We start from the raw sequence: 22377 nt of genomic DNA on the forward strand, positions 1-22377 counted from the left end.
TGGCTGGGTCGGCCGGTCCGGAGGTCGAGCAGGCGTTGCTCGCGAGTGCGGGCACGTTGGCGAAGGACCGCCGCTCGGCCCGCTGGCGTGACCTGCCGAGCCGGACGGACCCGATGGTGGCGGAGTTGTCGTCGGTGGTCGGCGGCCCGGTCGGTCGGCACGCGATGGTCGGACGTCAGCGTCGGATCACGCCGCTGCGCGTGATTTTCGCGTTCACCGTGGTGTTCCTGGCGCTCGGGTGGTTCGGCAAGGCCGCGTGTATCCAGCAGGCACCGGGCGGTCCGGACGGTCAGCTCGGCCTGGACTGGAGCGGCAGTCGGCAGTACACCGCGATGTGTTACTCGGACATCGTTCCGCTGTACGGCGCGGAGCGGCTGAACGAGGGGGCGCTGCCCTACAAGAAGTCGTGGGAGGAGACGGGTCCGTACGGGACCACGATCACCCGCTACATGGAGTATCCGGTCGTCGCCGGGATGTACCAGTACGTGTCGATGCAGGTGGCGCACGCGTGGGCCGCAGTGCCGTGGCTGCCGCAGGCGCTCACGGTCGCTCTCTACTTCAACGTGGTGGCGTTCGGTGCGGCGCTGGCGTGGATCGTCACGATCTGGGCGACGACGATGCTGGCGGGTCGACGCGTGTGGGATGCCGCGCTGGCCGCCGCCTCACCGCTGGTGGCCGTTCACGTCTTCACCAATTTCGATGCTCTCGCCACGGCGTTCGCGTCGGGCGGTCTGCTGGCGTGGGCGCGTCGTCGACCGGTCCTGGCCGGGGTGTTGCTGGGATTGGGCGGGGCGACCAAGCTGTACCCGCTGTTCCTGCTCGGCCCCCTGCTGGTGCTCTGTGTGCGCACCGGGACGCTCGCCTTCTGGGCGCGTGCCACGGCGGCGGCCGCGGCCACGTGGTTCGCGGTGAATCTGCCGATCGCACTGCTGTTTCCGCGCGGGTGGGCCGAGTTCTTCCGGCTGAACTCCGATCGCGGTGCCGATCCGGATTCGATCTACAACGTGATCTCGTCGTTCACCGGGTGGTCGGGATTCGACGGTCCGCTCGGTCCGGGGGAGAAGCCGGTGATCCTCAATGCCGTGACGGCCCTGCTGTTCCTGGCGGTGTGCCTCGCGGTGGCCTACGTGGGGATGACCGCGCCGCGACGTCCGCGGGTGGCGTCGTTGTGCTTCCTCGTGGTTGCCGGGTTCCTGCTCACCAACAAGGTGTGGAGTCCGCAGTACTCGCTGTGGCTGGTGCCGCTGGCCGTGCTCGCACTGCCTCATCGCCGAATCCTGCTGGCGTGGATGACGATCGACGCTCTGGTGTGGGTGCCGCGCATGATGTACTACCTCGGGGTGAGCAACAAGGGTCTGCCCGAGCAGTACTTCACCGGGACGGTCCTGCTGCGGGATCTCGCCGTGATCGGTCTGTGCGCGATGATCGTGTGGCAGATCTACCGTCCCGCGGAGGATCTGGTGCGCCGCAGCGGTGACGACGACCCCGCCGGCGGGGTGCTCGACGAGGCGCCGGACGCCTACCCGGATCGAATTCCTGCGTGGCTGCGGCCGCGCGCCGTCACGGCACCACCGTCACGGGCCACCGCCCCAGTTTGACCAGCCGCACGGCCACCGACCCGAAGATGCGATGGCCGGCGCGTTCGCTGGTGCCCACCACGATGGCGTCGGCCCGCAGTTCGTCGGCCACGGCCGCCAGCCCGGTGGCGGGGTCGCCCCGGAACGTGCGGAACTCCCACGAGACGTGTTCCTGCTCGCCGAAGCGCAGCACGTGCTCCTTGATCTCGCCGAGCAGGTCGTCCGCGGCCTGGGTGCCCGAGTCGTACAGCACCCCGGACGCCTGGGCGAACGCTCCCGCACCGAGCGTCTGGACGTAGACCAGCACCAGCTTCGAGCGCTGTCGGCGGGCGGATCCCGCAGCGTATGCCGCTGCGCGCCAGGACGAGTCGGAGCCGTCCAGACCGACCACGATCAGCTTCGGCCCGTCCACGCCGTACTCGAACCCCGTCACGGGTCCACCCTACGACTGCAGCGGCAACGGGCGGCACCCCGATTGCGGGGCGGCGCCCCCGATCGGGGGAGCCCGATCGGAACCGAGGAGCTACTGGAGGTAGGGCGCCAGTTGCGGCAGTGCCTCCCCGGCGTGCTTCGCCTGGATCCCGTCGCCGATGGCCTGCAGCTTCCACGTCCCGTCGGCCCGATAGACCTTGGCCATGACCAGGCCCGTGTACGGCATGCCGCCCTGCAGGGTGAAGCGCGCCAGCTCGGACCCGACGGGGGCGTCGACGAGGCGGGTGAAGGCGTTGGCCACCTGCTCGAACGTCTGCCCGCGGTACGACGTCACGATGAAGACGATGGACGTCACCTGCGCAGGGACGCGGGTCAGATCGACGGTGATCACCTCGTCGTCACCCTCGCCGTCGCCGGTCAGGTTGTCGCCCGCGTGCACGATGGAGCCGTCCTTCGACCGCAGCTGCCCGAAGTAGACGACGTCGGCATGGCGGGTTCCGGCGAACATCAACGCGGAGGCGTCGAGGTCGATGTTGGCTGTGCGACCACCGAAGAATCCGCCCGACTTCTTCACCGGGTCCCACCCGAGGCCCATGCGGATCGTGGTGAGGGCGACGCCGCCGTCCTTCTTCAGGGTCACCTTCTGGCCCTTGGACAGACTGACCGGGCGAGCCTTGGTCAGGCTGACCTCGGGTGGGGTGGTGGGAGTAGGCGCAGGCGGGGTGGTGGGAGTAGGCGCAGGTGGGGAGGTGGGACTAGGCGCGGGCGGGGGTGTCGGTGCGGGCGGGGGCGTCGGCGCCGGCGGGGCCGCGGGGGCGGGTGGCGGGGTGGGCGCAGCCGGCGGGGTCGGTGTAGGCGCGTCGTCCACGCTGACTCCGTGGTCGCGCACCAGGGCCGCGAAACCGCCGGCGTAGCCCTGGCCGACGGCGCGGACCTTCCATCCGTCGCCGCGACGGTAGAGCTCGAGGGCGATGACGATGGATTCGGATGACAGTCCGTCGATGCGGTAGGCGAAGAGCTGCGCCCCGGACCCGTCGAGGACGACGGCGGTGGGGGCGTCGAACCGGCCGAAGGTGGCCGTGGCGTCGTCGAGTGTGACGACGACGCGAATCTGCGCCACGTCGGCGGGAACGTCGGTGGTGGTGACGACGACCTGCTGGCCGTCGAGCCGGACGCCCGGTCCGGTGGGTTGGTTGAAGAAGACGAAATCGGCGTCGCTGCGCACTTTTCCGGCGTCGGTGACGAGCAGCGCGGAGACGTCGGCCGGTGCGGACAGCTGCACTCCGACGCGCACGACGGGCGTGGTCAGCGGTGCGTTCTGGCCCTTGGTCAGCGGTGTGGACACGGTGCTCCTACCTCGTGACGGTGGTGGTGTCCCAGCCTACGTGGCGGCGGCCGTCGGAATCCGGTGCGCGAACCACTGCAGGATTTCCTCGGCGGCGCTCCCGCCCGACGCGGCGGTGACGCCAAGGCCGGGGCATTCCCACCCGAGCGCGTGGAGCTCGCCGTGCCGCGGCCGCACGGCTGCATCCGCGGCGCGCAGCATCTCCGCGTCGAGTGCGCCGTCACCCGCGGCGAGGATCGGGGCGGTGTCGGGCAGGGTGCCGTCGGCGATGAGGCGCGCCCGCACCTCGGCGACGGCCCGCGACTTGCACACTGCGTCGGGCATCGCGTAGATCTTCCGGCCCTGTTGCGAGACGTTCCAGCCGCGCTCGGCGCACCAGTGCCCCCAGTCCGACACGAACGACGACGGGAGGGTGGCGAGGTCCACCACCAGGTAGCAGAACAGGTCGTCCGCGGTGCGCCGCTTGAGGATCCACTCGGGGGTGCCGAGTCGGTCCAGTTCGGCACCGATGTCGGCCAGGGAGGCCGCCGAGTCCCGGACCGCCCGATCGACGCCGGCACGCCAGGCGCGGTCGGGCTCGCCGTTCGCGAGAATCGCGCCGCCGTTGCTGGTCACGGCGTAGCGCCACGGTGCCCCCGGCAGGTCGATCCGCCGGAACTGTTCGACGGTGCGCGTCGTGGTCGGGAGGACGACGGCCACCCCGGTCAGCTCCCGGAGAAGATCGGCGGCGCGAACGGTCATGTACGACAAAGGTTGTCCGTCGAGGTGCTCCACGCAGACCGTCGGAGAGTCGGGGTCCGAGCCCTCTGCCAGCGCGCCCGCGCTGTAGATCAGGGTGCGGTCCAGATCGGTGGCGACGAGGGCGGTCACGCCATCTCCTTGATCAGGCCCACGCAGGAGTAGGCGAGGTCGGGCACCACGTCCACCGGGACACCGCGAGCGTCGGCGAGCAGACGGATGTGCTGGTGTTCGGGGGCGTCGGCGTCGCGGACGAGCACCCGCCACGGCACCCGGCGGAGCAGCACCCGGGTGGTCTCGCCGACGCCGGGTTTGACGAAGTTGACGCTCGCGATTCCGTAGCGTTCCCGCACCTGCTCGACCGAGTGCCACCCGGACCACGTCGGTGTCCGGTCGCCGGCCCTCACCTCCCGCGCGCCATCCTCGACGGCATCCCGAACCTCGTCGAAGAAGTCGGAGACCGTGTCCAGCAACAGATTCGATACGTCGACGTCGGCCAGCTCGGCGTAGAACTTGGCGCCATGAAACTCACCGGGGCCGATCAGCGCGTCGTTCAACACGGTGCGGGAGACCAGGCCCGACACCGTGGAGTTGAGGCACGCGGACGCGATGAGGAAGTCGTCACGGGTTCCGTACGTCGTGACGCAGTGGCCGGGGTCCGCCAGGACGGCGAGACGGTCGTCGAAGCGGGCCCCACCCGCGGCGGCGTGCGCGTCCAGGGCGGCGGTGAGTTCGCGGGCGATGGCGCCCTTCCCCGTCCACCCGTCGACGAACACGACCGACGACGGGTCGTGGTGTCGGCTCAGGTACTCCAGTGCAGCGCTGTCGATTCCGCGGCCACGGACGATCGAGACCGTGAAGTGCGGCCAGGTCTCACGGTGCACGTGGCGGGCCCAGCGGCGGATGAGGATGCCGATCGGGGTTCCGGCGCGCGCCAGGGAGGCCAGGACCGGGTGCGGGCCACGTTCGGCGCGGATCAGCTCGGTGACGATACCGACGGCCGTCGCCAGGCGGGGTGCGGTGTCGGCGAGGACCGCGTCGAAGAGAGCGCGGTACTGCTCGTCGGGTTGATACTCCACGGGGAGCGACTCGGCGTAATGGGCTGCGCCGGACTGGATCCTGCGTTCGCGCTCGGCGGTGGGCGCCTCGAGGTCGACTCGGGACAGGTCCTGCAGCAGCCAGGACACCTCGTCGGGCGCGTAGGAGGAGAAGGCCGGCCCGTACAGCGGCGTGGTCATCGGCGCCGCTCCGCGGTGAGGTGCGCCGGGTCGACCGGAACGACGGCGATCACCACGTCGATGCCCGACGACGTCAGCGCGTCGACGACGCCGTCCGGCGCGGTGAGGTGGTCGGTGTCGGCGGGCGGGTCGAGCACGAGGACGACCGTCGCGTTCTTCCCCTGCACCGTGGCGTTGTACAGGTAGCGACGCCCGTCGCCACCTTCCGGGGGTCGGAACGACCAACCCCGACGCAGGGGGTAGCCCGGTGCGTCCAGCACGTAGGCCGGTGAGCGCGACGTGGTCTGGAACACCGCCGGAACGCCGATGCGCGCCAGCGAATCCGCCAGCCGCAACGGCAGATACATGAGTTCCTCGTGTCCGACCACGACGACGGGGCCATCCCCCACCACCGCGCGCAGCGCGCCGGCCGCCTTCTCGACCGCCCGGTCGAAGGCCGGTCGGTCGCTCGCGCGGAAACCGTGGCGCCCGCCGTCGGGCACGCCGTCCGGCCAGGGCAGATCGACTCTCGTCGCGCTCCCCCGCCGACCGGCGGGTACGGGGTCCGGCGTCGGCGGAAGGGCGGCAACCGCGTCGATCAGCCCGTCGGGCGTGGTGACCCGACCCGTCGCCAGGGCGACGGAGTCGATCCGCACCCCCAGTTCCTCGGCCGCAGCGACCATACGGGCGCGGTCCTCGTCCGAGCGCATGTCGACGAGCGACGCCACCACGTACCGGGTGCGCGGCGCGAGTGCCTGCAGCGCACGGATGGCGTCGAGCGCGGTGGCCCCGGTCGAGATCTCGTCGTCGACGAGGACAAGCGGCAGCCCGGGTGGAAGATCGACGGCGGGGTCGGAGGGCACCAGTGCGTGGTCGGTCGCGTGCGAGTGGCCCTCCTCGAATCCGCCCACCACCGGAAAGCCGGGGACGGACCGTCGAGTGGAGTGCAGGTAGCCGGACGCGTCGAGCGCCGTCGCGACGCAGTGGCCCAGACCCGTTGCCGTCTCGGCGAATCCGAAGACCGCGACGGGCCCCGGTGAGTCGGCGAGGGCGGCGGCGCACAGGTCCCCGAGCCGGACGCCGGCGTCGATCACTCGCGCCGGATCGCACGGGATGTGCTTGCCCAGCACCGTCGACACCAGCAGGTGAGCCCGCTTGGGGTTGCGGCGCAGGCCCGGTTGGACCAGCTCGTCGACACGCAGTCCGATCGGAGAGTCGACGTGGTCGACACGCAGGCCGAGTTCGGCGGTGGCCCGGGGCTCGTCGGTCATCGCTCCCCCTCCGGTGCGGCGAGGGCGCGCATCACGTCGACGAACGACACGCCGTCGGCGGTGACCCCGAAGACATGCGCGCGGCGCAGCGTGCGCTCGGCCCAGGTGCGGTGCGGCCCCGACTCGTTCATCTTGTTGCGATAGTCCGATGCTTGGACCCCGCCGCCTGCCGCGGCGGCGACGTCCCGGGCGTCGCGGTACTCCTCACGGGTGACCACCGACAGGGCGTGCACCGCGGCGACGTGCGTCGGGTGGATCACGGTCTTGCCGTACAGGCCGTTCGCGCGGTCCAGGGCGACCTCCCGGAGCAGGCCGTCGATGTCCCGACTCACCAGGTGCGTCCGGAACCGCACGGCGTCGTGCTCGGCGAAGGGCGTCTGGCGCAGCAACGGCCGGAACAGCCGTTCGTGGTCGGCGAAGTACTCCCAGACCGGGCCGGTGACCACGAAACCCGTTCCGTCCGTGCGCCCGAGGTGGTTGACGATGGCGGCGATGGTGTCCGCGACCACCCGCACGTCGTAGATGGTGAGGTCGCGGTCGCGGCGGATGCCGAACAGCCCGCTCATGTCGGTGGCGCCGATGCGCACGGCGAGGACCCGGTCCCGGTGCCGGCTCAGTACCTCGCGCAGGGCGGAGAGTTCCTCGTCGCGGGTCTCCCGGTGGACCACCTCCGGAGTCTCCACGACCGGCATGACCCCGAAGGGCACACCGAGTTCCTCGGCCCGGTCGGAGACGGCGGTGAGGAACGCGTCGCCGACGGTCGGGCGTACCTTGGGCAGAACGAATCCGGCGGGCGCCGCTGCGGCAGTGCCGATTCCGTCGCAGACCCGGTGCATGTCGTCGACGGTGCGCACGCGGACGAACACGGCGGCCTCGGGCGGATCGTCCGCCAGGTCGCGCAGCGCCCGCACGACCTGGAGGCGGGCGCCGTCGAGATCCTGGTCGGCGACGGCGTCCTCGAGGTCGAGCACCATCGAGCGTACCCCGGCCGCCGCACGGCGCCGGACGGTCGCGGCGAGGTCGTCCCGCGTCGCGGGGACGTAGAGCGTGGCGCCCAGCGCCAGCGCGCGGTCGACGATGTCGCCGGTCGCGGGCACGTCGCTCGGCGGACGGTGGAACAGCCGCGCCCGGACGTCGTCGTCCAGGTGGGAGAAATGCTGCACTCGTGGGCCTTTCGGGTCGGTGCCGGGTGGTCAGCCGCGCCGGCCGCGCACGCGGTCGATCACACCCGCGACGAAGGCGTCGATGGCGTCCAGTTCACGCAGGTACGCCCAGTAGTCGGGCCTGCCCACGGTGAGCCGTTCGCCGGCGCGCTCCAGGCGGGCGAGTTGAGCATCCAGGACCGACCCCCACTCGGCAACCCGTCCACGATCGACCACCAGCAGTTGCGCGTCGCGCAAACGGAACCGCACGCCCTGCTCGACCCGGTCGGGATGGTCACGCACCTCGCGAAGTCGGGCGAGCCGATCCGTGACGGCGTCGACGTCCTCCTCCCCGTCCGCGAGGTGCTGTCGAGCGGCGGCGATGCGGTCCAGCGCGCCTTCCGGATCGCCGCGCCGGGCCGCGACGGTCGCGTCCTCGATGTCCGCGGCCGCGGCGCGCATGTGCTGCTCGCAGCGCTCGCGGGCGCCCGTGAGGTCTGCCGATCCTGCGGCGACGAACTCGCGCAGGAGGGCCGAGTACGCCGGCGCGATGTTCTCCGCCCGCGTGCCGACGGCCTGGAGTCGCGTGCGCACCGAGGCCAACGCCTTGGTGGCGGCGTCGGCACGGCCGGGTGCGTCCGCGAGTGCGGTGCGCAGGGCGTCGGTGGCGTCGCGGGTGCGTGCCGCCGCCGCGACGACGTCGGGACCCAGCCCGGTCGCCTCGGCGCGGGCCAGCGCGTCGAGCGCGGAGTCGACGTTCCGCAGAGCCGTTCGGACGGAACGGAAGTCGTGGTAGGGCTGTGTCCCGTCGACGCGGCCGGCCACCTCTCGGGCGGCGCGCCGCGCGTCGGCGGCCAGCCGCGGAACGGCTGCGTACTCGGCGACGGCATGCTCGAGGCGACCGCGGTACGCCTCGTAGAACCGATCGACGGCGGCGCTGGCTGCACCGAGCTCGGCGATCGCCGACGCGAACGCGGACCAGGCTTCCTCGGAGACGTCGGACTCGGGCCGTTCCGTCGCGGCGAGGTAGGTGGCGCCGGCCGCGAAGCACTGTTCCTCGACTCGACGCCACTGCTCGTGCAGCGAGTCGTCGGCACGGCCGAGCTTCCGGAGCGCGTCGACGCCGCCGGCCGCGATGCTCTGCCGGGTGTCCATGTCCAGGAAGGTGCGCACGGTGTCGCCGCGAATGTCCGCGACCGCCTCCGCGCGGGCGGTCGAACGGCTGAGCCGCCCGGGCCACCGGTGAGTCACGCTCACGATCCTACGGCCGGGTGTCGGGAACGCGTGTGCGTCGTCGGTCGTTGACGGTATGAACGTGCAGAAGGTTCCACCGAGCAGAATCCGATCCAGCGAGCACGACCGAACGCATCGACGAGAGGAAGCATCATGGGCGTCAGCCTGAGCAAGGGCGGCAACGTCTCCCTGACCAAAGCGGCACCGAACCTGACCGCGGTGTCGGTGGGTCTCGGGTGGGACGTGCGGACCACCACGGGCACCGACTTCGACCTCGACGCCAGCGCCATCGCGCTCGGCACCGACAAGAAGGTCGTCAGTGACCAGCACTTCGTCTTCTTCAACAACCTGAAGAGCCCCGACGGCTCCATCGAGCACGTGGGGGACAACACCACCGGCGAGGGTGAGGGCGACGACGAGGTGATCAACGTGGATCTGTCCGCGGTGCCCCCGAACATCGACACCATCACCTTCCCGGTCTCGATCTACGACGCCGACGCCCGCTCGCAGTCCTTCGGCCAGGTGCGCAACGCCTTCATCCGGGTCGTCGACAAGTCGAACGGCACCGAGCTCGCTCGGTACGACCTCAGCGAGGACGCCTCGACGGAGACCGCCATGGTGTTCGGCGAGCTGTACCGCAACAACAGCGAGTGGAAGTTCCGCGCGGTCGGCCAGGGGTACGCGTCCGGTCTCGCCGGTATCGCCCGTGACTTCGGCGTGAACGTCTAGGTCGCCCTGCACCGGGAGTAGAGTCCAGCCACGAGCGGAGCGAACGCCCCGCTCGTCACTCTCGATCTGCCCGCCATCCGACACGGGTGGCGGGCAGTATTCGTCATCGGCTCGGCTCACAGGTGCCGACGCCGCCAGGAAGGCCAGGTCCGGTGCTCAGAATCTTCGGGTGGTCGTTCGCGATCACGGCGGTCTCGATCGTCGTCGCGTTCGTCTACGGCAGTTGGGAAGCCGTCGCCCTCGTGGTGATCCTCGGCATCCTCGAGGTGTCGCTGTCCTTCGACAACGCGGTCATCAACGCCACCGTGCTGCGGCGGATGAGCGATTTCTGGCAGAAGATCTTCCTCACCATCGGCATCGTCATCGCCGTCTTCGGCATGCGCCTGGTGTTCCCGCTGGTCATCGTCTGGGCCGCGTCCGGGTTGGGCCCGGTCGATGCCCTCCGGCTCGCGCTGAATCCGCCCGCCGACGACGCCGCGTACTTCCCGGACGGCAGCCCGTCGTACGAAACGTTGATCACCGACGCGCACCCACAGATCGCGGCGTTCGGCGGCATGTTCCTCATGATGCTGTTCCTCGGGTTCATCTTCGAGGAGCGCGAGCACACCTGGCTCTCCTGGATCGAGAAGCCACTGGCCAAGGCGGGCAAGCTGGACATGCTGCCCGTCGTCGTCGCCGGTGTCTCCCTGGTTCTCGCGGCGGAGTTCCTCGCCGAGGACGAGAAGATCTCCACCGTCATGGTCTCCGGCGTCCTGGGCATGGTCACCTACATCACGGTCAACGGCCTGGGAAATCTCTTCCACGTCCCCGGTGAGGACGAGGAGGAGTCCTCGGGCCCGTCCGACCTGGCCAAGGCGACCGGCAAGGCCGGCTTCTTCCTCTTCCTCTACCTCGAGGTGCTCGACGCGTCGTTCAGCTTCGACGGCGTCATCGGCGCGTTCGCCATCACGGCGGACCCGATCATCATCGCTCTGGGCCTGGGCTTCATCGGCGCGATGTTCGTCCGCTCGCTCACGGTCTTCCTGGTGCGCAAGGGCACGCTCGACGACTACGTGTACCTCGAGCACGGTGCGCACTGGGCCATCGGCGCGCTGGCCGCGATCCTGCTGGTGTCCATCGGCGTCCACATCAACGAGATCGTCACCGGCCTCGTCGGCGTCGTCCTGATCGGCCTGTCGTTCTTCTCCAGCGTGCGACGCAACCGTCGGCTCGCGGCCGAGGGCCATGCCGAGGACGCCAAGGTGGACGTCGCCGGCTGATTCACCAGCTGTCGACGGAGGTGAGGCCGTCCTGGATCGCACGCGCGAACAGGGCGGCCTTCGTCTGTGCCGGGCGACCCACTGCCTCGTACTTCGCCCGAACCCGCGTGATGTGGGTGTGGACGGTGCACGGGGCGATGTAGAGAGCTTTCGCGGTGTCGGTCTTCGAGTCGGCCGCGAACCACGCGAGAAGGACTTCGATCTCCCGGTCGCTGAGGGACGGAATCGCGGCGGGACCGGCGGGCTCGTGCATGTCCTCGATGCTCGCTTCGAGCCGGTCGCACGACCAGCCCGAGCGCGATATCCGAACGAACTCCGAACGCGTATCTGCCGCCGACCTGCGCATCTATAGTCGGCGGCATGAGCTGGGGGGCCGGGCGGGGTTTGGCGTCGGTGGAGACGAGGGAGGACTTCGCGGACGCGCTGCGAGGCCTCCGGCAGGCGAGCGGATTCACCGTCCGCGCCATCGCCGACAGTGCGGACGTCCGCCTGGCGACGGTGGGTGGCTGGTTCAGCGGCAAGCACGTTCCGACGCCGGCCAACCAGGACGCCTTCCGTCGTGTGCTCGGTGCCTGCGGGGTCACCGCCGACGACGCCGACGCGTGGTGGGCCGCGGTGATGCGAGTGCGGCGCGCGACCCAGCGCCGGGCGGCGGCGACGCCCTACCGAGGTCTGGAAGCCTTCTCCGTCGGTGACTCCCGGTGGTTCCACGGCCGGGAGGAGGAGACCGATGCGCTGCTCGACCGAGTTCGGCTGCTGACCGGAGGCGGAATTCTGGCCGTGGTCGGAGCGTCCGGCGCCGGAAAGTCCTCGCTCCTGTCGGCGGGCCTGCTGGCTCGGATCGAGCGCGGCGACCTCGGTGCGCGGACGGCCGTGCGCATCACGCCGTCGAGGCTGCGGAATCCGACGGACCTCGACCCGCGACCGGACATCGTCGTGGTCGATCAGGCCGAGGAACTGTGGGGAGAGGCGTTCGACGCCGGCGAGCGTCGACGGTATCTGGACCGCCTCGAGGGCCTGACCACCGATGGGCGCCACCCCGTGGTGGCGGTGGTCGCGCTGCGCGCGGATTTCTACGCAGTCGCCCTCACGGAGCCTATTGCGGCGGCCGCGCTCGCGTCGGATCCGCTGGTCGTCGGCCCGTTGGACGAGCAGCGGGTGCGTCGGGTGATCACCGCCCCCGCCGAGACCGCCGGTGCGCGGGTCGACCCCGCACTCGTCGAGGTGTTGCTCGCGGAGCTGGGTGTGCGATCGCAGCACGGGTTGTCGCCGTCGACACTCCCTCTGCTCTCGCATGTTCTTCTCGCGACCTGGGAGCGCGCGCGCACGTCCACGTTGTCCATCGCGGACTATCGACAGACCGGGGGGATCGCCGGCGCGGTGGAGCACACGGCGGAAGCGGTGCTCGGCACGTACGACGTGGACGACCGGGCCGTGGCCGAGCGTCTGCTCCTGCGGCTGGTGGACCTCGACGGCCCGACCGTGACGCGTCGCCTCGTGCCCCTCTCCGAAGTGGGGGCCGTCGCGTCCGAGGTGGTCGACGATCTCACCGACGCCAGATTGGTGACCGTCGACGAGCAGTTCGTGACGATCACTCACGAGTCGTTGGTGACCACGTGGCCTCGATTCGCGGAGCTGATCGACGCCCACCGGGACTGGGTGGTGCACCACCGCACGCTGACGCAGTACGCGCACGGGTGGAACGAGACGGGCCGCGACCGTGGCGAACTGTTGAGCGAGACGCGATCGGCCCTGTACGAATCCCTGCTCTCCACCGGCGGCCGACGCGAACACCTCAACGCGCTCGAGACGGAGTACCTCACCGAATCGGCAGCCGAGCATCACCGGGCGGCCGACGCGCGTCGCCGACGGGCCCGTGTGCGGGCGGCGTTGACGTCGGCTCTGGCCGTGATGACGGTGCTCGCGGTGGCCGCGGCGACATTCGCGGTGTCGGCGCGATCACGCGCGGTGTCCGAACGTAACGACGCGGTCGAGGCTCGGGCGATCGCGGACGCACGCGTCGTCCTCGCGCAGTCGCGGCGACTCCGCGACCAAGACCCGGCACTGTCGGCGCAGCTGGCGGTGGCGGCCTACGAGACGGACCCGTCGTTCGATGCCCGATCGGCGGTCCTGGACACCACGGCGTCGGCGTTCCCGACTCGCGTCGTCGGCTCGGCAGGGCCCACCCAGTCCGTTCTCGACGAGGCGGGACGTGTTCTGGCCGTGGGGTATTCCTCGGGATCGGTGGATCTGTATTCCGACGATTCGGACGATGCGAGCGCGTTCGCGCAGGCCCCGCCGGCGCGGTTGAGCACGGATGCGGGCCCCGTGCAGTCGCTCGCGGTAGACGCAGCGGGAACGCGACTGGCGATCGGCAGCGCCACGGGCGTCGCCGTGTACGACCTCGCTGCACTCGACCGGCCGCGCAGGGTCGCGACTCTGCCCCTCGACACGACGGCGCAATCGATCGCGTTCCGTCCGGGAGGTGCCGAGCTGGCGGTGGGGACCGCGGCGTCGACGGTGCTGCGGTGGGCGTACGAGACGCCCGCGTCGCCGACGCGACTCGATCTACCCGGAGCCGGAAACACCGTCGTGGCCTACACGCCCGATGGCGGCCGAGTCCTGGGTGCCGGGAACGGGCGCACGCTCGCCGTGTGGGACGCCGTCTCGGGCGCACCCCTGTTCGCGGTCCCGTTCGACGGCTCGACCTACCGCTACCTCGATCTCGACGTGTCGCCGGACGGAACGACGCTGGCGGCGGGAACCACCGGGCGGGAGGTCGCACGGTGGACTCTCGGCGGAGACGGCGCGCTCACGGCCCTCGCGCCGCTGGGGCGGTTCGACAGCTACGTCTCCTCGGTCGCCTTCGATCGGACCGGGCAGTTCCTCGCCGCGGGCAGTGCGGACGCGTCGACGGTCGTGTGGAACGCGCGCACCGACGACGAGGTGACGGAGTTTCCCGGACCCGCGATCGTCGGCAGCGTCGCGTTCGGCCGCACCGGATCGCTGATCACGTCCGATGGGAGTGGGACCACCCGGCGATGGCGTGTACCCGGCCCCGAACTCCCCGGACCGACATCGAGCGTCTACACACTGGCTCACCGGCAGGGTGGACCGTCGGTACTAGCGGGTGTCGGAGTGCGTGGCGACGGCGCCGTGGTGTGGCGGGCCGGGACCGGTGGCGTCGAGCCGACGCCGACGACGCTTCGTCCCGGCCCGGGGGTGACGTACACCGGGGCGTCGGCGCTGAGCGGGGACAGCTCGACGGCGGCGCTCGGCACGACCACCGGTGGCGTCGAGCTGTGGGATGTCTCCGACCCCGCACGGCCGGCGCGGCTCGGAGCACTCGACGGTGTGGTCCCCCTGCTGGTCGGCGGTCTCGCGTTCACCGCCGACGGCCGGCACCTGCTGCTGTCCCAGCAGGACGCACCCGACATCGCCGTCCTCGATCTGGCCGATCTCACCGCCCCTCGCGCTGTGTCGACGTTCACGGTGACCGGTCTGCCGTCGTTGACGGTCTTCCGCACGGACCGCGCGATCGCGCACGTCGCCACGTCGGCCGCCGCCGTCGAGACGTGGGACCTGACGGATCCGGGCCGCCCGGAGCGGATCGGAACGCTGACGGGACTGCCTGCCGGCGCCAACGCGGTCGCGCTGTCGGCGGACGATGCGGTGCTGGCCGTCGGGACCGCGGACGGGACGGTCACCCTCGTCGACGCGACCGATCCCGCGGAGACGAGGGTGCTGGGCAGGACCGGCGCGGACACGGAGGTGTACTCGTTGGCGTTCGACGCCGACGGCGAACGGCTGGTGGGGGGAACGTCGATCGACTCGGCGTGGATCTGGGACGTGCGCGATCCGACGACGCCTCGGCCCTACGCAGCCTTGAGCGCGATCGGGGAACGGGTGAACGACGCGGTCTTCGTCGGAGCGACATCCCTGCTGGCAGGCGGTGCGGGTGGCACGGTGCGGCAGTGGACGGTCGATCCCGAGTTCGCTGTCGAGAACCTGTGTTCGCGAGCGGGGGCGCTGGTCACCGAGCGGGAATGGGCGGATCTGCTGCCGGGCGTGAACTACGACCCGCCGTGCGACGAAGCAGCGCCTCGGGCCCCTCGCTGACCGCCGGAACGTCGGTCGATCCGCGCCTGGAGAGCCTGTCGGGCGGACCGCCAGTCGTCGTCGGTCATGGCGAACAGCGCGGTGGTGCGCCACGACCCGTCGGACCGCTGACGGTGCTTGCGGAGCAACCCCTCGAAGGTCGCACCGAGCGTGGCAATGGCGGCGCGCGACTGCGCGTTGTGCTCGTCCGTGTGCCATTCCACGCGCACCGCGCCGTGCGCGAAGGCGCGACCGAGCAGCAGCAGCTTGGCTTCCGGGTTGATCGCGGTGCCCTGCGCCGACGTCGAGAGCCACGTGTAGCCGATCGCCAGACTGCGGTGGGCGGGGTCGAGAAGGTAGTACGACGTCGTGCCGACGGGCTCGCCCGCGGCGGTGCGTTGCAGGAACGGCTGCCGCGCGGGGTCGGCGAGGGCCGCGTCGATGTACGCGGCGGCGGCGCTCCGCGTCCGGATCGGGGCGCTGGTCCATCGGAAGATGCGCTCGTCGTCCGCGGCGGCCAGCAGATCGTCGGCATGGTCGGCGGTCAGCTTCTCGAGGGTGACGTGCGTGCCGTGCAGAGTCTCGTGCTCGATCCACCCGCTCATACGGGAACCTCCTCCGATTCGAGACGGTGCATCCTCGGCCTCGTACTGCGGACGGGCGGTGTGCGGACGTCCGCCCGGGCGAAGAGCACGAGCAGGATCACCAGCAGAACGGTGCGTCCCCAGACGCCCAGCACCACCAGGGTCTCCTCGGACCGGGCGTCCTGCCCCGCGGCGAGGGCGGCGAACCAGCGGAACACGCCGACCCCGACCGCCACGTCGGTGAGGAGGTAGGCGCCGACCACCTGCCACGGCACGCGCAGCAGCACGAAGAACGGCAGGATCCAGAGGGTGTACTGCGGGGAGTGCACCTTGTGGAACAGCAGGAAGCCGGTGAGCATGACGGCGCTCGTCTGCACCCAGGGGTAGGAGCCGACGGTGGCCAGGCTGCGCCGACCGACCCACAGGGCGCCGGCGAAGGACAGCAGCACCAGGGTCGGGGACAGCAGGTCGACCGCCGACTGGAACGCGGCCTCGTCGGCGGCGCTCACCTCCGGCGTGGCACCGGGCGTCTCGAAGAGGTACCGCACACCCCAGTACCAGATCGAATTGGTGGTGATGTCCGCCTGCCGCAGGCTCTGGAACGCGAACGACGCCCGCCATCCGTCGTATCCGGCGACGGCGAACGGCACGTTGATCGCGGCGACGGTGATGCCGGCCGCGGCGAGCACGCCCAGAGCGCCGCGCACGTCCCGGCGATCCCGTTCCGTCTCGCCGTGGAGGACGTACGCCGCGAGCGGCAGCACGAACGCGCCGGGGTAGAGCTTGAGGCAGAAGCCGATGCCGAGCAGCACGGCGGCGATCACCGCCCGCACGCGGAGCGGCAACCGGGTCGCCATCACGGCGACCGCACCGACCGCCGTCGCGACCACCGGCAGTTCCCAGTTGTGGAAGGCGTACATCACCAGCGCCGGACTCGCCGACCAGATCAGGGCGACGCGCCCCGCGAGTCGTCCGAGCATCCAGGCGATGAGCGCACCGAAGGGGGCGAGCAGCACGGCGGACCACGCGAGGAAGTCCGCGTCGGTGTCGCTGGCCAGGCCGCCGAGCCACATCAGCATGCCGCTGAGCACCGGGTACTCGACCGTCCCGCCGGTCAGGGAGCCGTCGGGCGCGATGGCCCCGCCGACGTACGGGAACAGGTGGAGGTCGATGCCGCGACCCAGCCACAGGAACTGGATGTCGGAGTAGCAGACGGCGGAGTCCTTGATGCGATCGAAGACCTCGCTGCGCCCGGCGTCGTCGAACGGCGGACCCGCGCACCGCGCCTTGTTGAGATACCCGAGCGCCATCGTCACCAGTGCGACGACCGTGACCGACGCGGCCACGACGGGGCTCGCGCGGCGACGGGTCTCCATGCGGTCAGCCTAGGTGGCGGATGCGGGTGCGGGCGTCCGTCGGGGGTCGCGGATTTCTGTCGCAGCAGGTCCGACAGGTACCCTGGGCGGGTTGCTGACGCAACGACCCTCCTGTCACGGATCGTCCGTGACCGTTTCACAGTCCATAGGAGGTGATGAGGTCTCATGCGTCATTACGAACTGATGGTCATTCTCGACCCCAACCTGGACGAGCGCACCGTCGCCCCGTCGCTGGATACGTTCCTCAACGTCATCCGCAAGGACGGCGGCAAGATCGACAAGGTCGATGTGTGGGGTAAGCGCCGTCTCGCCTACGAGATCGAGAAGCACTCCGAAGGTATCTACGCCGTCATCGACATCGATGCCGAGCCTGCTTCGGTGTCCGAGCTCGATCGTCAGCTGGGCCTGAACGAGTCCGTTCTGCGCACCAAGGTTCTCCGCCGCGGCAAGTGACCTTCCTTGTCGGCGCCCGCCCCTAGGCTGGCGGCGGACACGACACTGCAGGCACTGACGAGGTACGAGAAAGAGGAATCATGGCAGGCGAAACCGTCATCACCGTCGTCGGAAACCTGACGGCCGATCCCGAACTTCGATTCACCCCCGCCGGTGCGGCGGTCGCGAACTTCACCGTCGCGTCCACTCCCCGCACCTTCGATCGCCAGACCAACGAGTGGAAGGACGGCGACGCGCTGTTCCTCCGCTGCAACATCTGGCGTGAGGCAGCGGAGAACGTCGCCGAGTCCCTGACTCGCGGCGCACGGGTGGTCGTCACGGGTCGGCTCCGGCAGCGTTCCTTCGAGACGCGTGAGGGTGAGAAGCGCACTGTCGTCGAACTCGAGGTCGACGAGGTCGGCCCTTCGCTCCGCTACGCGACGGCCAAGGTCAACAAGGTCAGTCGCGGTGGCGGCGGTGGCGGAGGCGGGTTCGGTTCCTCCGGTGGGTCGGGCGGATCGTCCCGTCCGTCGTCCGGTGGCAGCTCGCAGAACGACGATCCGTGGGGCAGCGCCCCGCAGGCATCGGGCTCGTTCGGTGGTGGCAACCGTGGCGGGGACGACGAACCGCCGTTCTGACCGGCACCCCAACACACGTTTCACATCTGATCTGGAGATCGACCATGCCCAAACCGCCGTTGCGCGACAAGGTGATCAAGAAGAAGGTCTGCACCTTCTGCAAGGAAAAGAACACGTCCATCGACTACAAGGACACGACGCTGCTGCGTAAGTACGTCAGCGATCGCGGCAAGATCCGCGCTCGTCGTGTCACCGGCAACTGCGTCCAGCACCAGCGGGACATCGCCATCGCAGTCAAGAACTCGCGTGAGGTGGCCCTGCTGCCCTACGCCGCGACTGCGCGATAAGGGGAAAGGGAAACCATGAAGCTCATCCTCACCGCTGATGTCGACAACCTCGGTGCGCCCGGCGACACCGTGGAGGTCAAGGACGGATACGGCCGGAACTACCTGCTGCCTCGCGGCCTGGCCATCGTGGCCACCCGCGGCGCGCAGAAGCAGGTCGACGGCATCCGTCGTGCGCAGGAAGCCCGCGCCGTGCGCGGTCTCGACCACGCCAACGAGCTCAAGCAGGCCATCGAGGGCCTCGATTCCGTGTCGCTGACGGTGCGTACCGCCGGCGATTCGGGCAAGCTCTTCGGCTCGGTCACCGCCGCCGACGTCGCCGCCGCGCTCAAGTCGGCCGGTGGCCCCACCGTCGACAAGCGCAGCGTCGAGCTGCCGAAGTCCCACATCAAGTCCGTCGGCAAGCACCGCATCACGGTCGCGCTGCACCCCGACGTCACCGCCGCGTTCGATCTCGAGGTCACCGCTTCCTGATCGGCGCCCAGCGCGACGCGACGCCCCGGTCCGCCTTCTCGGCGGGCCGGGGCGTTGTCGTGTCCGGACTCGGTCCCGAAAACGTGGCGCCCGCCCCGGTTCCGGGAAGTGTGAGCCCGGTCATGTTGATAACTTCGGTCCGATGCGAGGTGACACGCCCGAGTTGTCAACCCCTCGGGACACGCCGACGGCGAGTCGATCCCCAGGAAAGAAACTTCATGAACAGCCTCTGACCTGCTCATTCCACCGAAACTTTCTTGCTGTTCCCCAGGCTGTCCACAGGTGGTCAACACCGTGTCCTGCAGTTTGCACAATTCATCCCCGGGTCGGTCCACACGCGCTTTTGCGAAGCCGTATTCGAGCCCCTAACGTCCCTCCGGCACCGATCTCGAGGCCGCTGGATCGGCTCGTCGTGTCGGTGCGTCGAGGTACACAGTCTCGGGGGAGCACCCCGCGACACCGGCGGTCCGGATGCGGCCGTCGACCCGAACGAGAAGGCGGCGAATTTCTGTGGCTGTGGTGGACGATCGCGGGTCGAGCGACTACTCCGGCCCGTCCGAGCCGCCCGGTGAGGACTTCGGCCGCCAGCCACCGCAGGACATGGCGGCGGAGCAGTCCGTGCTCGGCGGCATGCTGCTGAGCAAGGACGCGATCGCCGACGTGCTCGAGATCCTGCGGCCCGGCGACTTCTACCGTCCGGCCCACCAGATGGTCTACGACGCGATCCTCGACCTCTACGGCCGCGGTGATCCGGCCGACCCGGTGACGGTGTCGGCCGAGCTCGAGCGGCGTGGGGAACTCAAGCGCATCGGTGGGCCGCCCTATCTGGTCACGCTGACGCAGACGGTGCCGACGGCGGCCAACGCCTCGTTCTACGCCGAGATCGTCGTCGAGAAGGCCATCCTGCGACGGCTGGTGGAGGCCGGCACGCGCATCGTGCAGTTCGGGTACGCCGGCGCCGACGGCCAGGACGTCTCCGAGGTGGTCGACCGCGCCCAGGCCGAGGTGTACGAGGTCACCGAGCGCCGCACGGCCGAGGACTTCGTCCAGCTCGAGGAGCTGCTGCAGCCCACGATGGACGAGATCGACTCCATCGCCAGCCGCGGTGGCATGTCCAACGGTGTCCCCACCGGCTTCACCGAGCTCGACGAGGTGACCAACGGTCTGCACCCGGGGCAGATGATCATCGTGGCGGCCCGACCTGGCGTGGGCAAATCGACCCTGGGAATGGATTTCATGCGCTCGTGCTCCATCAAGCACGGCATGGCCAGTGTCATGTTCTCTCTCGAGATGAGCCGCACCGAGATCGTGATGCGTCTGCTCTCGGCCGAGGCGAAGATCAAGCTGGGCGACATGCGCTCGGGCAAGATGACCGACGACGACTGGACGCGCCTCGCCCGCCGCATGAGCGAGATCAGCGAAGCGCCTCTGTTCGTGGACGATTCGCCGAACCTCACCATGATGGAGATCCGAGCGAAGGCCCGACGGCTCAAGCAGCGGCACGACCTCAAGCTGATCGTCATCGACTACCTGCAGCTGATGTCGTCCGGCAAGAAGGTCGAGTCGCGCCAGCAGGAGGTCTCGGACTTCTCGCGGTCGCTCAAGCTGCTGGCCAAAGAACTCATGGTTCCCGTGGTCGCGATCTGTCAGCTCAACCGTGGTCCTGAGCAGCGCACCGACAAGAAGCCGATGGTGTCCGACCTCCGTGAGTCCGGCTCCCTCGAGCAGGACGCCGACATGGTCATCCTGCTCTACCGCCCCGACGCCACCGAACGCGACGATCCGCGTGGCGGTGAAGCCGACCTGATCCTGGGCAAGCACCGTAACGGACCGACGGCCACCATCACCGTGGCCCACCAGCTGCACCTGTCGCGGTTCGTGGACATGGCGCGGGGGTAGACCGTCGAATTGTGGAATCCGCGCCCCGGAAAGCGGGGCCGAGGATCCACTATTCGAGCAGCGCTCTCACAACCCCGCGTCGAAGGTGACCACGACGTCGTCGACCACCTTCATGGCGCCGAACATCTGCGAGTAGGGCTCGATGCCGAAGTCGGTCTGGGTCACCGTGGTCTCGAAGGACGCCCGCCACTGCTCCTGCACCCGTGCCACCCGCAGGTCGACGGTGTGGGGACGCTCGGTGCCGTGGACGGTGAGCGTCCCGGTCAGCCGGTAGCCCTCGTCCGTGCCCGTCACCTCGGTGCTGACGTAGTGGATGGTCGGGAAGTCCTTGCTGTGCAACGTCTTCAGCGCGTTGGAGCGCGCCATGGCCTTCTCCGGCCCGAACATCGGCGTGACCCCGCCCTCGCCGTCGGTGACGGTCAGCGAGTCCACCTCCACCGTCACGTCCACGCCGATCAGCTCGCCGGCCTTCTCGGAGACGGTCGCGGTCCACTCCCGCATCAGCAGAGTCAACCGATGCCCCATCGACGACGCCTTGCCGGTGACGCCGGTCCGTACTTCCAGGACGTTGTCATCGGAGGCTCGAAGGGTCCGCATGTCGGTCATCTTCGGACTGTAGCCACGCGGAGCCAGGACTACTCGAGGGCGCGCGGACCCGAATCGGACGGGAAGCCGCCGGCCCGGCCGAGCAGCGCGGGCACACCCTCGCCGAGGGCCGACCCGAGCCAGCCGGCGGCGTCCACAAGCCGGGCCATGTCGACACCGGTCCGCACCCCGGACCGGTCGAGCGCGTAGATGAGGTCCTCGGAGGCAATGTTGCCCGTCGCCGCGGGGGCGAAGGGGCAGCCGCCGAACCCGCCGATCGAGGCGTCCAACGCCGCGGCTCCCGTCTCGAGCGCGGTGAGGGCGTTGGCGTAGCCGGTGTTCCGGGTGTTGTGGAAGTGCCAGCGCTGCGGAACGCCGGGTGCGTTCGCCGTCGCGACGTCGGCCAACGTGCGTACCTGAGCGGGGACGCCGACGCCGATGGTGTCGGCGATCGCGATCTCCGACGGCTCGGCCTCCGCGACCTGCGCGAGGATCCGGCCGATGTGCGCGGGATCCACCTCGCCGGAGAACGGGCAGCCGAACGACGCCGCCACGGTGACCGTGGCGAACACCCCGGCGGCTCGGGCGTCGCGCACGATGTCGACGGCCGCCGCGATGCCCTCGTCGACCGAGCACCCCTGGTTGCGACGGCTGAACTCCTCGGTGGACACCACGACCACGTTGACCTCGTCGACGACGGCGGCGAGTGCGCGGTCGAGCCCACGCCGGTTCAGCACCAGCCCGATGTACGACGCCCCCCGGTCGCGGGGGAGTCCGGCCATCACGTCCTCGGCGCCCGCCATTTGCGGGACGCGAGCGGGATTGACGAAGCTCACGGCCTCGACGCGGCGGACGCCGGCGTCGAGCGCGCGCACGATCAGCTCGACCTTCTGCTCGACCGAGAGCACGGTCCTCTCGTTCTGGAGCCCATCGCGCGGGCCGACTTCCACCAGTTCCACCGCAGTCATGCGTCGATGGTCCACCGACCATCCGTTGCATGCAATAGCGGGAGTAATTTCGCTACTTATGCGGACAAGCGTCGTCACGACCCCTACATTGTGAAC

The 22377-nt window shown here is 70.0% G+C and carries 21 protein-coding genes; 9 read left to right on the forward strand and 12 right to left on the reverse strand.

Annotation, left to right across the window (positions count from 1 at the left end; translation table 11 throughout):
• Window positions 1–113 precede the first annotated feature (113 nt).
• Window positions 114–1598: a glycosyltransferase family 87 protein gene (locus A3Q40_RS18735; RefSeq protein ID WP_082834208.1), complete on the forward strand. Its 1485-nt coding sequence runs from the start codon at window positions 114–116 to the stop codon at window positions 1596–1598.
• On the opposite strand, the gene A3Q40_RS18740 is transcribed toward A3Q40_RS18735, so the two are convergent.
• From A3Q40_RS18740 to A3Q40_RS18770, 7 genes are all read right to left on the reverse strand, one after another.
• Window positions 1561–2010, reverse strand: coding sequence for a universal stress protein (locus A3Q40_RS18740; RefSeq protein ID WP_068104499.1), 450 nt, complete (start codon window positions 2008–2010; stop codon window positions 1561–1563). The two genes, A3Q40_RS18735 and A3Q40_RS18740, sit on opposite strands and share 38 nt — an antisense overlap.
• A 90-nt stretch (window positions 2011–2100) precedes the next feature.
• Window positions 2101–3354: a TerD family protein gene (locus tag A3Q40_RS18745; RefSeq protein WP_201132891.1), complete on the reverse strand. Its 1254-nt coding sequence runs from the start codon at window positions 3352–3354 to the stop codon at window positions 2101–2103.
• Between the two features lie 36 nt (window positions 3355–3390).
• On the reverse strand, window positions 3391–4224 hold the full coding sequence (locus tag A3Q40_RS18750; RefSeq protein ID WP_068104500.1) for an HAD family hydrolase: 834 nt from the start codon (window positions 4222–4224) through the stop codon (window positions 3391–3393).
• The gene (locus A3Q40_RS18755) at window positions 4221–5330 is read right to left on the reverse strand and encodes a cysteine protease StiP family protein (RefSeq protein ID WP_068104502.1); all 1110 of its coding nucleotides are present in this window, start codon (window positions 5328–5330) and stop codon (window positions 4221–4223) included. Before A3Q40_RS18755 ends, A3Q40_RS18750 begins: the two co-directional genes overlap by 4 nt.
• A complete protein-coding gene (locus A3Q40_RS18760; protein WP_068104503.1) occupies window positions 5327–6580 on the reverse strand; it encodes a phosphoribosyltransferase family protein in 1254 nt (417 codons plus the stop codon). The genes A3Q40_RS18755 and A3Q40_RS18760 overlap by 4 nt, the downstream gene beginning before the upstream one ends.
• Window positions 6577–7743: an HpcH/HpaI aldolase/citrate lyase family protein gene (locus A3Q40_RS18765; RefSeq protein WP_068104504.1), complete on the reverse strand. Its 1167-nt coding sequence runs from the start codon at window positions 7741–7743 to the stop codon at window positions 6577–6579. Before A3Q40_RS18765 ends, A3Q40_RS18760 begins: the two co-directional genes overlap by 4 nt.
• A 30-nt stretch (window positions 7744–7773) precedes the next feature.
• The gene (locus A3Q40_RS18770; RefSeq protein WP_235606367.1) at window positions 7774–8973 is read right to left on the reverse strand and encodes a hypothetical protein; all 1200 of its coding nucleotides are present in this window, start codon (window positions 8971–8973) and stop codon (window positions 7774–7776) included.
• A 135-nt stretch (window positions 8974–9108) separates the two neighbouring features.
• Here A3Q40_RS18770 and A3Q40_RS18775 point away from each other — a divergent pair, with 135 nt between their 5' ends.
• Complete coding sequence (locus A3Q40_RS18775) at window positions 9109–9684, forward strand: TerD family protein (RefSeq protein WP_068104506.1); 576 nt, start codon at window positions 9109–9111, stop codon at window positions 9682–9684.
• A 152-nt stretch (window positions 9685–9836) separates the two neighbouring features.
• Entirely contained in the window at window positions 9837–10943 is a 1107-nt protein-coding gene (locus tag A3Q40_RS18780; protein WP_068104508.1) for a DUF475 domain-containing protein, read from the forward strand.
• A 1-nt stretch (window position 10944) separates the two neighbouring features.
• On the opposite strand, the gene A3Q40_RS18785 is transcribed toward A3Q40_RS18780, so the two are convergent.
• A complete protein-coding gene (locus A3Q40_RS18785) occupies window positions 10945–11196 on the reverse strand; it encodes a LuxR C-terminal-related transcriptional regulator (RefSeq protein WP_068104509.1) in 252 nt (83 codons plus the stop codon).
• A 107-nt stretch (window positions 11197–11303) separates the two neighbouring features.
• Here A3Q40_RS18785 and A3Q40_RS18790 point away from each other — a divergent pair, with 107 nt between their 5' ends.
• Window positions 11304–15062: an nSTAND1 domain-containing NTPase gene (locus tag A3Q40_RS18790; RefSeq protein ID WP_157889677.1), complete on the forward strand. Its 3759-nt coding sequence runs from the start codon at window positions 11304–11306 to the stop codon at window positions 15060–15062.
• Here A3Q40_RS18790 and A3Q40_RS18795 read toward each other — a convergent pair.
• The gene (locus A3Q40_RS18795; RefSeq protein WP_068104513.1) at window positions 15017–15646 is read right to left on the reverse strand and encodes a GNAT family N-acetyltransferase; all 630 of its coding nucleotides are present in this window, start codon (window positions 15644–15646) and stop codon (window positions 15017–15019) included. The genes A3Q40_RS18790 and A3Q40_RS18795 overlap by 46 nt on opposite strands.
• Entirely contained in the window at window positions 15643–17001 is a 1359-nt protein-coding gene (locus A3Q40_RS18800) for a glycosyltransferase 87 family protein (protein ID WP_068104514.1), read from the reverse strand. Before A3Q40_RS18800 ends, A3Q40_RS18795 begins: the two co-directional genes overlap by 4 nt.
• A 165-nt stretch (window positions 17002–17166) precedes the next feature.
• Here A3Q40_RS18800 and rpsF point away from each other — a divergent pair, with 165 nt between their 5' ends.
• The 5 genes from rpsF (at window position 17167) to dnaB (ending at window position 20728) form a co-directional block, all read left to right on the forward strand.
• Complete coding sequence (gene rpsF, locus A3Q40_RS18805; RefSeq protein WP_068104516.1) at window positions 17167–17454, forward strand: 30S ribosomal protein S6; 288 nt, start codon at window positions 17167–17169, stop codon at window positions 17452–17454.
• Window positions 17455–17534: 80 nt separating this feature from the next.
• Window positions 17535–18071: a single-stranded DNA-binding protein gene (locus A3Q40_RS18810; RefSeq protein WP_068104518.1), complete on the forward strand. Its 537-nt coding sequence runs from the start codon at window positions 17535–17537 to the stop codon at window positions 18069–18071.
• 44 nt (window positions 18072–18115) lie between these two features.
• Entirely contained in the window at window positions 18116–18358 is a 243-nt protein-coding gene (rpsR, locus tag A3Q40_RS18815; RefSeq protein WP_068104520.1) for a 30S ribosomal protein S18, read from the forward strand.
• Between the two features lie 15 nt (window positions 18359–18373).
• Window positions 18374–18829: a 50S ribosomal protein L9 gene (rplI, locus tag A3Q40_RS18820; protein WP_068104522.1), complete on the forward strand. Its 456-nt coding sequence runs from the start codon at window positions 18374–18376 to the stop codon at window positions 18827–18829.
• A gap of 510 nt (window positions 18830–19339) precedes the next feature.
• A complete protein-coding gene (gene dnaB / locus A3Q40_RS18825) occupies window positions 19340–20728 on the forward strand; it encodes a replicative DNA helicase (RefSeq protein ID WP_068104523.1) in 1389 nt (462 codons plus the stop codon).
• Window positions 20729–20794: 66 nt separating this feature from the next.
• On the opposite strand, the gene A3Q40_RS18830 is transcribed toward dnaB, so the two are convergent.
• Together A3Q40_RS18830 and A3Q40_RS18835 are read right to left on the reverse strand one after the other, a co-directional pair.
• Window positions 20795–21334, reverse strand: coding sequence for a YceI family protein (locus A3Q40_RS18830; RefSeq protein WP_068104525.1), 540 nt, complete (start codon window positions 21332–21334; stop codon window positions 20795–20797).
• 29 nt (window positions 21335–21363) lie between these two features.
• Window positions 21364–22281, reverse strand: a complete 918-nt coding sequence (locus tag A3Q40_RS18835; protein ID WP_068104527.1) for a hydroxymethylglutaryl-CoA lyase — start codon at window positions 22279–22281, stop codon at window positions 21364–21366.
• Window positions 22282–22377 lie beyond the last annotated feature (96 nt).

The sequence above is a fragment of the Rhodococcus sp. PBTS 1 genome (assembly GCF_001620025.1).
In the GTDB taxonomy this organism is placed as follows: domain Bacteria; phylum Actinomycetota; class Actinomycetes; order Mycobacteriales; family Mycobacteriaceae; genus Rhodococcoides; species Rhodococcoides kroppenstedtii.